Annotated in this window: 11 protein-coding genes; 10 read left to right on the top strand and 1 reads right to left on the bottom strand. The window is 53.7% G+C overall.

The features are described 5' to 3' along the window. Positions 1–317 precede the first annotated feature (317 nt). The 10 genes from EUZ85_RS05125 (at position 318) to EUZ85_RS05080 (ending at position 12,599) form a co-directional block, all read left to right on the top strand. Positions 318–1,814 (top strand): CoA-acylating methylmalonate-semialdehyde dehydrogenase, encoded by a 1,497-nt coding sequence (locus EUZ85_RS05125; protein WP_127968231.1) that lies wholly within the window; start codon positions 318–320, stop codon positions 1,812–1,814. A 38-nt stretch (positions 1,815–1,852) separates the two neighbouring features. Next, positions 1,853–3,013 carry an acyl-CoA dehydrogenase family protein gene (locus EUZ85_RS05120; RefSeq protein WP_127968230.1) on the top strand — a complete coding sequence of 387 codons (1,161 nt, stop codon included), beginning with the start codon at positions 1,853–1,855 and terminating at the stop codon, positions 3,011–3,013. Continuing rightward, positions 3,013–3,795: an enoyl-CoA hydratase gene (locus tag EUZ85_RS05115; RefSeq protein ID WP_127968229.1), complete on the top strand. Its 783-nt coding sequence runs from the start codon at positions 3,013–3,015 to the stop codon at positions 3,793–3,795. Before EUZ85_RS05120 ends, EUZ85_RS05115 begins: the two co-directional genes overlap by 1 nt. A 42-nt stretch (positions 3,796–3,837) precedes the next feature. After that, positions 3,838–4,959, top strand: coding sequence for an enoyl-CoA hydratase/isomerase family protein (locus tag EUZ85_RS05110; protein WP_241566958.1), 1,122 nt, complete (start codon positions 3,838–3,840; stop codon positions 4,957–4,959). A gap of 66 nt (positions 4,960–5,025) precedes the next feature. Next, a complete protein-coding gene (mmsB, locus tag EUZ85_RS05105) occupies positions 5,026–5,916 on the top strand; it encodes a 3-hydroxyisobutyrate dehydrogenase (protein WP_127968227.1) in 891 nt (296 codons plus the stop codon). 322 nt (positions 5,917–6,238) lie between these two features. After that, positions 6,239–8,893: an ABC transporter substrate-binding protein gene (locus EUZ85_RS05100; RefSeq protein ID WP_127968226.1), complete on the top strand. Its 2,655-nt coding sequence runs from the start codon at positions 6,239–6,241 to the stop codon at positions 8,891–8,893. Between the two features lie 697 nt (positions 8,894–9,590). Then, positions 9,591–10,079 (top strand): type VI secretion system tube protein Hcp, encoded by a 489-nt coding sequence (locus EUZ85_RS05095; protein WP_011394613.1) that lies wholly within the window; start codon positions 9,591–9,593, stop codon positions 10,077–10,079. A 675-nt stretch (positions 10,080–10,754) separates the two neighbouring features. Then, positions 10,755–11,006, top strand: a complete 252-nt coding sequence (locus EUZ85_RS05090; protein ID WP_127968225.1) for a DUF2282 domain-containing protein — start codon at positions 10,755–10,757, stop codon at positions 11,004–11,006. Next, complete coding sequence (locus EUZ85_RS05085; protein WP_127968224.1) at positions 11,003–11,857, top strand: DUF692 domain-containing protein; 855 nt, start codon at positions 11,003–11,005, stop codon at positions 11,855–11,857. Before EUZ85_RS05090 ends, EUZ85_RS05085 begins: the two co-directional genes overlap by 4 nt. Continuing rightward, positions 11,844–12,599, top strand: a complete 756-nt coding sequence (locus EUZ85_RS05080; protein WP_127968223.1) for a DUF2063 domain-containing protein — start codon at positions 11,844–11,846, stop codon at positions 12,597–12,599. Before EUZ85_RS05085 ends, EUZ85_RS05080 begins: the two co-directional genes overlap by 14 nt. A 51-nt stretch (positions 12,600–12,650) precedes the next feature. Here EUZ85_RS05080 and EUZ85_RS05075 read toward each other — a convergent pair whose 3' ends face one another. Further along, entirely contained in the window at positions 12,651–13,103 is a 453-nt protein-coding gene (locus tag EUZ85_RS05075; RefSeq protein WP_127968222.1) for a DoxX family protein, read from the bottom strand. Positions 13,104–13,179 lie beyond the last annotated feature (76 nt).

Genomic DNA, 13,179 nt, shown 5'->3' with positions numbered 1-13,179 from the left:
GGGAGCTCTAAAAACTTAACAGCGTTTACTCTCATACTCCGGGCCCTTCGCGCTGCCGCCGCTTCCTTTAAACGTTTCCCGGCTATTCCGTTTAGCGCCCACAGCCACACGATTTTCTCTTTTTAAATAACGCATTTACGTTACCTCTTGGCGGTTATGGCTAATTCCCGTGGTGGATTCTGCAATGCCGTTGCGCCGCCATAAGGTCTAGAATGGCCCTATGCGAGCCAAGGCTCAGAGCGTAGAGGAAGACAGTGTGACATCTTCCAGAGCAGGCTCATTCTATCCATAAAAATAAGATTACAAGGAGTCCCAAAATGCAAACCAGGGTCCCGTTATATATAGACGGCTCATTTACGGAAAGCGCAGCCACCCGCCACATCCCGAACCTGAATCCGGCCACGCAGCTAAATCTGGCCAACACTCCCTGCGCCACTCCGGACGAAGTCAACCGGGCGGTGGCCAGCGCCAAACAGGCCTTCGAAACCTGGAAGGACGTCCCCGTCATCGAAAGGGCGCGTCTGATGATGAAGTTCGTGCAACTTCTCAAGCAGAACCAGGACGAAATCGCAGAAATTCTCAGCCAGGAAACCGGAAAGATTTTCGCCGACGCCAAAGGCGACGTATGGCGCGGCATTGAAGTCGTGGAACATGCCTGCAACATCCCTTCAATGATGATGGGCGAAACCGTTGAGAACGTGGCGCGGGATATCGATACCAGCTCCTACATGCATCCGCTTGGCGTTTGCGCCGGCATCACGCCGTTCAATTTCCCGGCGATGATCCCCCTGTGGATGTTCCCCATGGCGCTGGCCTGCGGCAACACTTTTGTACTTAAGCCTTCCGAGCAGGACCCTTTGACGCCAATGCGCATCGCGCAATTGTTCGACGAAGCGGGCTTCCCCAAAGGTGTGCTGCAAGTCCTGCATGGCGATCGCGAACAAGTGGACATGCTGCTGACGCATCCAGATATCAAAGCCATCTCCTTCGTCGGCTCAGCGCCTGTCGGGCAGCATATCTATCGCACCGGCACACAGCACCTGAAGCGAGTGCAATGTATGACCGGCGCCAAAAACCACATGGTCATCATGCCGGATGCGGACAAGAAACAGGTTATCTCGCATCTGACCGGCGCCTCCGTCGGCGCTGCTGGGCAACGCTGCATGGCCATCTCCGTCGCGGTATTCGTCGGCGAATCCGCACAGTGGCTGGACGAACTCAAAGCTTCTATGGCGGAAGTGAAGCCCGGCGCCTGGAACGACGAAGCTGCAGGCTACGGCCCGCTGATCAGTCGCGGCTCCAGAGATCGCGTATTGGGGCTGCTCGCCAAGGGGAAAGAAGAAGGCGCGGAATGTCTTCTCGACGGCTCCAGCTTCACCCATCCTGACTTCCCGGAAGGCAACTGGGTCGGTCCAACGCTGTTCAGCAAAGTCACCCCGGATATGACGATCTATCGTGAGGAAATCTTCGGGCCAGTGCTGCTCGCCATGCAAGTGGACACCATTGACGACGCCCTCAAGCTGATCAACGACAACCCCTTCGGCAATGGCGTCTCGCTGTTCACCAACTCCGGCGGGGCGGCGCGTCACTTCCAGCGCAATGTGCAAGTGGGACAAGTCGGCATCAACATCCCTATCCCTGTGCCTCTCCCCTTCTTCTCCTTCACCGGCTGGCGCAACTCTTTCTATGGCGACCAGCATGCCTACGGCAAACAGGCGGTGCGTTTCTACACCGAGACCAAAACCGTGATCAGCCGTTGGTTCCATCACGGCGAAGAAGTGCAAGGCCCGAACCTGACCATTCAAATGCGGTAAGGATGCGGTGATAGGCAACTGTTAAGAGTGTATGTATCGTGAATTTTGAACTATCCGAACAGCAAATTGCTTTCCGCGACAGCGCCCGCGCCTTCGCCGAGAAAGAACTGGCGCCCCACGCCGCCGAGTGGGACGCCACCGCCCACTTCCCTGTGGAGACAATCCGCAAAGCCGGCGAAATGGGCTTTCTGTCCCTGTATACCCCGGAGGAATGGGGTGGCCTCGGCCTGCCCCGTCTGGACAGCTCGATCATCTTCGAAGAGCTGTCACGCGGCTGCACCTCCACCACCGCTTACCTGACCATTCACAACATGGCCACCTGGATGATCGCCAGCTTCGGCCATGATGAGCTGCGTCAGGCCTGGCTGCCCAAATTGGTCTCCGGCGAGCTGCTGGCTTCCTATTGCCTCACTGAGCCCAACGCAGGTTCAGACGCCGCCTCTTTGCGCACCTCTGCGAAGAAAGACGGCTCCGACTACGTTATCAACGGCTCCAAGATGTTTATTTCCGGCGCTGGCAGCACGGATGTGCTGGTGGTGATGGCGCGCACCGGTGAACCCGGCGCCAAAGGCGTGTCCGCGCTGGTCGTGCCCGCTGACGCCTCCGGCGTCACCTACGGCCGTAAGGAAGACAAAATGGGCTGGAACAGTCAGCCCACGCGCGCGATTACATTCGATAATGTGCGTATTCCCCAGACCAACCGCCTTGGCGCGGAAGGCGAAGGCTTCAAATTTGCGATGATGGGACTCGATGGCGGTCGCATTAATATCGCAACCTGTTCCATCGGCACCGCCCAGGCGGCGCTGGAAACCGCACAGCGTTATATGCAGGAGCGAGAGCAGTTCGGGCGCAAGCTGTCCGACTTTCAGGCGCTGCAATTCAAACTGGCGGATATGGCCACAGATTTGGTGGCGGCCCGGCAGATGGTGCGACTCGCAGCGTTCAAGCTGGACTCCAAACACCCGGAAGCCTCCACCTATAGCGCCATGGCCAAACGCTTCGCGACAGACGCCGGCTTCAAGGTCTGCAATGACGCATTGCAAATCCACGGCGGCTATGGCTACATCAAGGAATATCCGCTGGAACGCTTCGTTCGCGACAGCCGGGTGCACCAGATTCTGGAAGGAACCAACGAAATCATGCGCGTCATCATCGCACGCCGCCTACTCCTCGAACACGCCATGGAGACTATTCGCTAATGACAGGCACAGAGAAACTCCAACTTGAAATCATTGAGCGCACCGCCGTGCTCACTATCGCCAACCCGCCCGCCAACACCTGGGATGAAACCAGTCTGCCGGCGCTCAAGGCGTTAATTCAGCAACTCAATGACAACAAAGACGTTTATGCGCTGGTGATCACCGGGCAAGGCGAAAAATTCTTCTCCGCCGGCGCAGACCTGAACCTGTTCTCCGATGGAGACAAAGCCAGAGCTCGCCATATGGCGCGTATCTTTGGCGAAGCCTTCGAAACCCTATCCAACTACCGCGGCGTATCCATCGCTGCAATCAACGGCTACGCCATGGGCGGCGGCTTGGAGTGCGTGCTCGCCTGCGACCTGCGCATCGCCGAGACTCATGCGCAAATGGCGTTGCCCGAAGCCAGCGTCGGCCTGCTGCCCTGCGCGGGAGGCACACAGAATCTACCCTGGCTGGTCGGCGAAGGCTGGGCGAAACGCATGATATTGATGGGTGAGCGAGTCAACGCTGAAACCGCGCTTAATATCGGACTGGTGGAAGCGGTCGTGGAAAAAGGCGCCGCCCGCGAGACCGCACTGGCCTGGGCGGAAAAAGTCGCGCGTCAGAGCCCGCCCGCAGTACGCGCCTGTAAAGAGCTGATTCAGTCCGCCCGTAGCGCGCCGCAGCGTATGGGCCTGCCGGTAGAAAGAGAGCTGTTTGTAGATCTGTTTGATACCGAAGACCAGAAAGAGGGCGTCAACGCCTTCCTCGGCAAACGCTCGCCGCAATGGAAAAACCGCTAAAGGGCGACATCTGACAATGTTGAATAGATGGAAGAGAGAGGAATGAGCGAAAAACCTGTTTTATTCGAAGAACGCGAATGCAGCGATGGTCACCGCATCGGCGTGATCACCCTGAACGTGGAGAAATCGCTCAACGCGTTGAAGCTGAGCATGATCGAGTCGATGTACAGCGTCATGCAGGAATGGCGGCTGGACGACAAAATCGTCGCGGTATTTATGCAGGGAGCGGGCGATAAAGCCTTCTGCGCCGGCGGCGATATCGTGCAAATGTATGAATCCATGTGCGACGCAGGCGAAGGTCCTCCCGCTTATGCAGAAGAGTTCTTCACACGGGAATACCGTCTCGACTACCTCATACACGTCTATCCTAAACCTGTCGTCTGCTGGGGCAACGGCATCGTCATGGGCGGCGGTTTGGGTCTAATGGCCGGAGCCAGTCACCGAATTGTCACGGAGTCTTCCCGTATCGCCATGCCTGAAGTCACCATCGGGCTCTTTCCCGATGTCGGCGGCACTTGGTTCCTCAATCGCATGCCCGACGGAGCAGGCCTTTATCTGGGCTTAACCGGCGCCGCCTGTAACGCCGCCGATGCGCTTGAACTGGGTTGGGCCGACGGCTTTTTGCCCCATGCACAGAAGGAAGCCTTTCTACAAGCGCTAACCAGAACCTCCTGGAGCAGCCCTGAAAGTAACCATACCCGCGTCACGCAACTGTTGCGCTCCTGGAATGAGCAGCATCAGTCGCAACGCCCGGGCGGACAGGTGGCGCAGCATCGCGCCATGATCAAGCAGGTTACCCAGGGCGACTCCGTCACTCAGGTGGTGGACGCCATTCTGAACTACCCCACCGTGGATGAATGGGTTGGCAAAGCGCAGAAATCTCTGCGTAACGGCTGCCCGACCACCGCGCACCTGGTATGGCGGCAAATTCATGAGGGCGGCGGCCTGAGCTTGCCCGACGTATTCAAACGTGAACTGATTATGGCGGTGCAGTGTACGATGCACCCCGAGTTCCGCGAAGGCGTGCGAGCCCTGCTCATTGATAAAGACTTCAAACCGCAATGGCGCTATCCGTCGTTTGCGGATGTTCCTGTAGCGTGGGTGGATGAATTCTTCTCTTCCCCTTGGGACGTTAATCCCTTGCATGACTTAGCTGTACTGTAAGCACACGCGAGGGCTCCGGTCCTTCAATTAATCACCCAGACAAAAATAACAATCTGGAGGGAAACCATGAAAACTATCGGATTTATCGGCCTCGGGCACATGGGTGGCCCCATGGCTCACAACCTGCTGAAAGCCGGATTTGAGTTACGTGTTTTCGACTTAGTCAAAGATGCAGTCTCCGCCGCAGAGAAGGCGGGCGCCACCGCTTGCGGCAGCGCCCTGGAGGCCGCCCAAGGCGTCGATGCGGTAATTACTATGTTGCCGGCCAGTGAGCACTCTGAAGCTGTCTATCTAGGCGAGAACGGCCTGTTAACCCAGCTTGAGGAGCGTCCTCTGCTGATCGATTGTTCCACCATCGCGCCAGAGACATCTCGCCGCATCGCTGCGGAAGCCAGCAAAAAAGGCTTCGCCATGTTGGACGCGCCAGTTTCCGGCGGCACTGCTGGAGCCACGGCGGGAACGCTGACCTTTATTATCGGAGGCTCGCCTCAGGACCTGGAAAAAGCTCAGCCAGCTCTGTCAGCAATGGGTAAAAACCTGTTTCACGCAGGCGATCACGGGGCCGGGCAAGCTGCGAAGATCTGCAACAATATGCTGTTGGCCGTTCACATGATCGGTACTGCGGAAGCGCTTCAGCTGGGCGTCAATCTGGGACTTGATCCCAAGGTGCTTTCCGACATCATGTTGAAAAGCTCAGGCAGAAACTGGTCTTTGGAACTTTACAACCCCTATCCCGGCGTTATGGATAACGCGCCGGCCGGGCGCGAGTATGAAGGCGGCTTCGCCGTTAATCTGATGAACAAGGATCTCGGCCTGGCGTTAGAAGCCGCGATTCAAAGCCGTTCCAGCACGCCGATGGGCGGCCTGGCCAAGTCGCTGTATCAAGCGCACAGCAGACAAGGGTCCGGACTGCTGGACTTCTCCAGCATCCAAAAATTATTCGCAGACAAAACGTGACAACTTTGTAAAATCTCGTCAAAAAAGGCGGCCTGAATGCCGCCTTTATTTTTCATGGAAGCCCCATTTCATGGGCTCCCGCGCCTCACCCGAATAGCCTAGACCATACTCACTAAATAAATATGAGAGAATATCAGGCAAGATAAAAACTGATCAAAGTTGAATCGACTTTGAACAGATTCCGGCCACACTTTTTGGCCCGGCAGTTGGAATCCAAAACCATCCTTCAGTCTCCGCGGAATCCTCCGGCGTCAACGCGCCCACCCCGCTTTTGTCCGGATGGGAGACAGAATAATTTGTCCAGATCTGAATAGGGACGTTGATGACGGCTATTGCAAAGTTCACAACAGACACTCCGGCGCCCGCCTCGTTCGAGGACGCCACAGGCTATAACGCCGCCGACTCAATGATCGGCCGCGTGCTTAAAGGCATGTACCGCCTGGAGTATCTCCTGGCCGATGGCGGCATGAGCCGGGTTTATGTCGCCCGTCAGTTGTCGCTGGACCGGCTGGTCGTCGTCAAAGTATTGCGCTCAGGCGCTCCCAATGTGGGCTATATCCAACTCTTCTATCGCGAAGCCCGCATCGCCAGTCAGCTCAACCACCCCAATGTCATGCAGGTATTCGACTTCGGCGCAACCGAAGACAATATGCTGTATCTGGTGGCTGAGTTCCTGCAAGGAGAAGTCCTGTCCGACCTGATGGAAAAGCATGGGAACGGACTGCCGCTGGAAAATGTCGTCTGGCTGATCGAACAGATGGCCGCAGGTCTGCAGGCAGCGCATCAGCTCAATATCGTCCATCGTGATCTCAAGCCCGGCAACATCATGGTGGCCAAGGTATCGGGCAATCATTCCGTCGCCAAGCTGCTCGACTTCGGCATCAGCAAACCCCTGGAAGAGCAGGATCTGCAGTACACCCAAATGGGCCTGGTGGTCGGTACGCCGGGCTATCTCGCCCCGGAACAGATCGACAGTTCGAAAGACATCGACGGACGCGCGGATATCTATGCGCTCGGCGCCGTCCTTTATTACTGCATCACGGGCGAGCGTCCTTTTAATGGCGAGACGCACCACCAAATCATGGCGCAGCAGCGCAAATACCTGCCGCAGCCCTTAAGCGATAAGGAACTGGCTGACCCGCGCAATAAAATACTGGAGCCGGTGCTCACCAAAGCCATGGCGATTGCCCCTGCTGATCGCTACGAAAGCTGCCTTGATATGGTCCGCGATCTGCAATTGCGGGCGCGCAACGCCGTACGCAACAGCAATGATCACGGCCTGAAGCTGGTCAACCTGACGACTTACGCGTTTGTCTTTGCAGGCGAACTGGCGGAAGGCGTCGAACGCGCCATCGTCCTGAAAAAACTGAAAACCAAGTTTTCTATCAGTGACGCAGGTCTGAAAAAAATGTTCAGCGGCAGGCGAATTATTGTTCGCAAGAACCTGAGCCTAAGTCAGGCGAAAAAGTTTCAATCCGCCTTTAAAGCCGCCGGCGCCATCGGCCATGTAGAGGATATGAACCCGGCGACGCTGGTTGACCCCGCTCATTCAAGAGAAGAGCGCGCCTTCAGTCAGCCTATTGAAGTAGATTCAACCACACTGACCAAGTCGCTTCATCTCACTCGTAACGGAACATCCGGCTCAACCAGCCAGTCTCATTCCGGCATTGCAACGCAATTGCCGCAGGCGCAAGAGTCGAAGAGGCGTACTGCATTCCGCATCCCTGCCGCAGTTAAATACTTTTTCGCGGGGGCCGCCATCGTCATGGGCTTGCTATCCGCCAGCCTGTTATCGCCCAAAGTACGCTACCAGCTGTCCGATCTGAACGCAGAGCTTAATGGTTGGTCCGCGCCACGGGGTGTGAACGAGAATGAGATTCGCATCGGCATGAGCGCCCCGATAAGTGAAGAGGGCCAAGCGCAAGGCAGCTCCGCCAGACGTGGAGTACAGGCCCGTTTTGAAGAACTCAACGCCAACGGCGGTATACATGGGCGTATGTTGACATTACAGGCCTTCGACGACGCGAATCAGCCACTAAAGTCCCGTATCAACATGCAAACTCTGCTATCACAGAATGGCTCATTTGCTCTTATTGGCAATATTGGCGCGCCGGAAGTCCTCCTCCCGGCGATTATGGAGCAACAGACGCTGGTGATCGGCGTACAATCCGGCGCGGCTGCGTTACGCCGCAATCCCCCTGATCGTTACGTTTTTAATTTCCGGATCGGATATGCAGATGAAACCTTCGCTATCGTGCGCCACTTTGTGGATATCCAGGAAGTTGAGCCCAGCCGGATCGCCGTGCTTTATGAAGACACCGCCTCTGGACGTGACGGACTTGCGGGTATGGAGCGGGCTCTCGCTTTCTATAATGTCCACGCTCGGGATATTCCGCAGTTCACTTACCAACCCTATATAGAACAGGTCGAAGGCCCTGCTCGTCTTTTTCTCAAAGAGCAAAGTGAACTACAGGCTCTGGTCATTATCGGCAACCATGCCGCCACAGCGAGAACAATCAACCGCATCCGCAAAGCAGGTTGGGAAGGACAGGTCGCCGTCGTATCTTCCGCCAGCACGGATGCTCTGGCGAAAGACTTAAAAAGTCTGGAAGCGCCGCACACAGCCGGACTTATCGCAACCCAGGCAACCCCTCCAGTGCATTCGTATGCAACCGGCGTCCTGCGCCATCGTCAGGCTATGCAGCGCTACTTCCCTGACCACAAACCTGACGCGCAATCCCTTGAAGGTTATCTAGCCGCCTCGCTATTTACTGAAGCCTTACAGCGGGCTGGCCGCAACTTCGATACAGAAACAATGGTATCTACGCTGGAAAGCCTGAAAGATATTGACCTCGGCATTGGAGAATTAATCTCTTTCAGTTCCATTGATCATCAGGCCAGCGAAAACGTCTGGGCTCTTCAGCTCAACAAGTCCGGCGCTTTCGAGCCGCTCACGCTGACCTCGAGAAGCTGGTGACGACCAGTCTTCTCGAATGAACCACTCTCCTTCAGTCAATTCCGTTCGCGAATAATTTCGTTCTCTTCCGTTACCTGTTTCTTACACTCTTTATTTCTTACGCCCAAAGCTGAATAAAATACATACAGCCCATTCATCACACAGGCAAAATCCAACTTAAATTCATTATTAATATCTACCAGATAAAACAATAGGATTATGCCTTTTGATTGGTTTTATTTCAGTTACAACACCCTTTATGAATGGGCATAAAAATAATTTCAATTAATAAGACTCAGAGTGAAGATATGGAAGTTGTATCAGACCAAATTAAATAGTGTCAGAGTGATTTAAAAAATGGGGACAGAGTGAAGCCACAGACATATAAGTAATTTAAGGACATCATTACACTTACAGCAAAATAAATAGGGTCAGAGTGAACTTGGTTTGCTCAAAATAAAGCCATCAGAGTGAAGTAGAAGTCGTACTCCACCTACAGTAAAATAGTGTCAGAGTCGATTTAACTTATTAAAAAATAAGGATTTTACGTATTGCCACGTTTAACCCTCTTCTCTATTATGCTGTCTCAACGGGATGCCGCTGGCCTCTGAAAAAAATTACTTTTTCATGAAATTTTTTGACGGCATTTTCGATAGATAGACGCTTTATATAATGTCGATCACAAAACATTCGTAAACTACAGAATAGGGAATACACCATGGCTATTTACATGAACTACGACGGTCTGAAAGTTAAAGGCAACGTAACTGCTGAAGGCTACAAAGACTGGATTCGTCTGGACAGCTTCCAATTCGGCGTTGGTCGCCACATCACTATGGAAGCAGGCCATATGTCCAACCGCGAAGCTACTCGTCCTAGCATCAGCGAAATCTCCGTTTCCAAGCTGATGGACAGCGCTTCTTCCGGTCTGTTCAAAGAGTCTTTGACTGGTACTGCTGGCGTTAAAGTTGTGGTCGACATCGTTCGCACCCAAGCTGACAAAATCGAAAAATACGTTTCCTACGAAATGGAAGACGTAATGATCAGCAGCTACAGCGTTTCCGCTGGCGCAGAGTCCGCTCCTAGCGAGTCAGTATCTCTGAGCTTCTCTAAAGTGACTATGTCTTACACTGCTTCTGACAAGAAGCACGCTGGCAAGACTCCAGAGCGCGTTGGTTACGACCTGGAAGCTGGCAAAAAACTGTAATAGTTTTTTCGCTAACCAGCAGAGAGTGCGGATGGGCTTCGGCCCCTCCGCATTTTTATTTGTCAGCCCAAAGCCGCTTACCCCTTATTGCTTTCTCACTAATATCCTCTCTTTATAAGCCTAAGTCATAGGCAGTTCAGACAGAACGCACTCGTCCATGTTCCTGATGTAAATCCGGGAAATCTCCCTACAATCTCAAGTTTTATTAACCGTTTAGATTCCGGCGGTTAGGACTCAGACTTTAAGTTGGAGGGGAAATATGGATTGGGAGATAGACTCTATCATGCAGGAGGCTGAGCACAGCTCAGGCTTAAAGGTCGCATTTAAACTCACTGGTGGCGAGCTCAGCCAGATAACGCCATTCAACGTGCCAACCAGTATGGACCCGACCACACTGTGTGCGCTTATACGATCCGCCCGTGAAACCATTCTAGCCCGCCAACACGCCAGGCCCTATAATTCCCGATACCCAGCCCAGAATTCGTCGCAGCCGACCCGAACAGAAGTGAAGGTTATACGCCGTCGAAAACTGCTGGTTAAGGAAAGTTAATCAAAGAATTGGCTTCGTTGCAGAAGTGTTGTGAACTTTTTTCTTCGCAGCAGGTCAAAATTGCCAGCACCAAACATTCAGTGCATTGCAATTTATCAAACCAAATCAGTTAAAGGATAAAGTAGATGAAAGCTAAAAATACTGCCGCAGCCACCGCTATCGCAGCCGTTCTCGCTCTGGGCGTTGCAGGTTCCGCAAACGCAGCCAAGCCCGGTTTCGAAAAATGCGCTGGCGTCGTAAAAGCTGGCATGAATGATTGCGCCGCAGGCAGCCATGGTTGTGCAGGCCAGTCTACAGCAGACAATGCATCTGATGAGTGGATCTACGTTCCCGCCGGTACTTGCGAAAAACTGTCAGGCGGCAAAGTTAAGTCATGATTCCAATGCCGCTTTGGCGGCAGGCGACTGGGCCGATTTCCGGAGCGGGAATCGGCCTCCGCTCTTGCCACTTCGGTCATATCCTCGAAAAACGCCCTTCTCTCCCCTGGTTCGAAGCCCTCACCGACAACTACCTGACTGCTGGCGGCGTAGCTAAAAAGCGTCTGCTTGATATCGCCTCTAACTACCCTGTCACATTACACGGCGTCGGAATGTCTTTAGGCGGCACAGAGCCGTTAGATAAGGACTATTTACGCAAACTCCAAACCTTGAGCCGTGAGTTACGCCCGGCCTGGATCTCAGAACATCTTTGTTGGACCTCTGTCCACGGCGTCGATTTGCATGAACTCATGCCGCTGCCATATACGGAGGAAACCATACGCCATGTCGCTGAACGCATAAAAATCGTGCAGGATACTTTTGAGACCCGCATTCTGCTGGAAAACGTGTCCAGTTATCTCACTTATGACAGCTCTTGCATGAGCGAGTGGGATTTTCTGCGTCAGATTGCCGAAGAAGCGGATTGCCTGCTGTTACTCGACATCAATAATATCTACGTCAGCGCCATCAATCATGAATTTGACCCGCGCACTTATATCGACGCGATTCCTGCGCAACGCGTAGCGGAATACCATTTGGCGGGATTCGAAGACAAGAAGACCCACCTCCTTGATACCCACGGAGCCCCGGTGGACCAGCACGTCTGGGATTTGTATGAATACGCCCTGAGAACCATTGGCGCAAGACCGACTCTTATTGAGCGGGATAATGATATTCCCGGCTTTGAAGAAGTCGCCGCCGAGGCCGCAATCGCTCAGCGCATGTTGGAGGAAGTAGATGTCGTTGCGTGATTTACAACTCAGTATGCTCGCGGAGATTCGCCAGCAAGGCGAGTGCTTGCAGGTCAAGGACAAAACCAGCTTGAGCGCACGCACCTGTGTGGATATCTATCGCGACAGTCTACGTGAAACCCATGTCCGCGCTTTGCAGACTATGTTTCCAGTCTGCCAGGAACTGTTAGGAGAAGAGTGCTTCCGCGCGACGTGTCGCCGCTATTTTGCAGAAGTTCCCTCTAAAGAAAACTCCTTCACAGAGTTTGGCGCCGCATTTGTCGCCTTTCTCGCTGATTTTACGCCTCTTCAACATATCGAATTTCTTACTGATGTAGCCAAGCTGGAGTTGCTGATCCATATTGCGGAAGAAGCGGACGATCATGTCAGTGATGACTGGGCGCAGTTCAATGACTACTGCGCTCAGGGTCTTCCGCTACAGTTTCGCCTGCCTGCAAACGCCACGCTTTTGCAATGCGCTTATCCGGCGCATGAAATATGGGCCGCGCATCAACCCGGTGGAGATCTTGCCTCCGTCGAGTTATCTGAGGACAACTTTCATTTGATGGTCTGGCGTCCGGGATGGAGCGCCAGAATAGATCCTTTAGACGCGCCCACTTTCCGTTTTCTGCAGCTCATAGAGGAACTCTCTGACTTTGAAGAGGTGTGTGAGCGATTCGCCGAGAACTTCCCAGATGTCGACTTGGGCGCATTACTTCAACAATGCATTCAAGGCGGATTTATCGCCGGATATATTCCTTAAGCATTAAAAAAGGGAGCTGTTTAAGCTCCTTTTTTCGATCGATAGTTAAAATCAGGCGGTCGGCAAATAACGTTTACGTAGCCAATGATCCGCAGACAGTAAACCAGGACCGTAGGCGACAATCACAGATAGCAACCCACCCCAGAACAGTAGCTCTTTCACTCCCACGGCGCCAATTAACTCAGCCGCTGAGTAGATACCAACAATACTCAACGCCAACAAGCCAGCCGCGCCGACGCGGGCGCCCAGGCCCACCACCAACAGAACGGAGCAGATCAGCTCAACCGCCGTAGAGGAGTACGCGGCGAAAGCGGGAGAAACAACAGGAACGGAATACTCATACTCGAACAACGCCAATGTGGTGCTCCAGCTCTTTATCTTGGTCATTCCGGACATGAAATAGATTTTCGCCAAGTAAATCCGGATGGCCAGCAAGTAAACTGGTTGCAACATCTCCACTGCCTTGATTCCCCATTGAAAAGGCATGATTAACGCGTTCGGCATTGTTATTTCCTCTAGATATATTGAATTGCACAGTTAGACCGGGCGGCTGGCCGAAGGTTCCCCGAGTATTACAATT

This window comes from Hahella sp. KA22 (assembly GCF_004135205.1).
Lineage (GTDB): Bacteria > Pseudomonadota > Gammaproteobacteria > Pseudomonadales > Oleiphilaceae > Hahella.
This window is presented reverse-complemented; position numbering and strand designations above follow the sequence as displayed.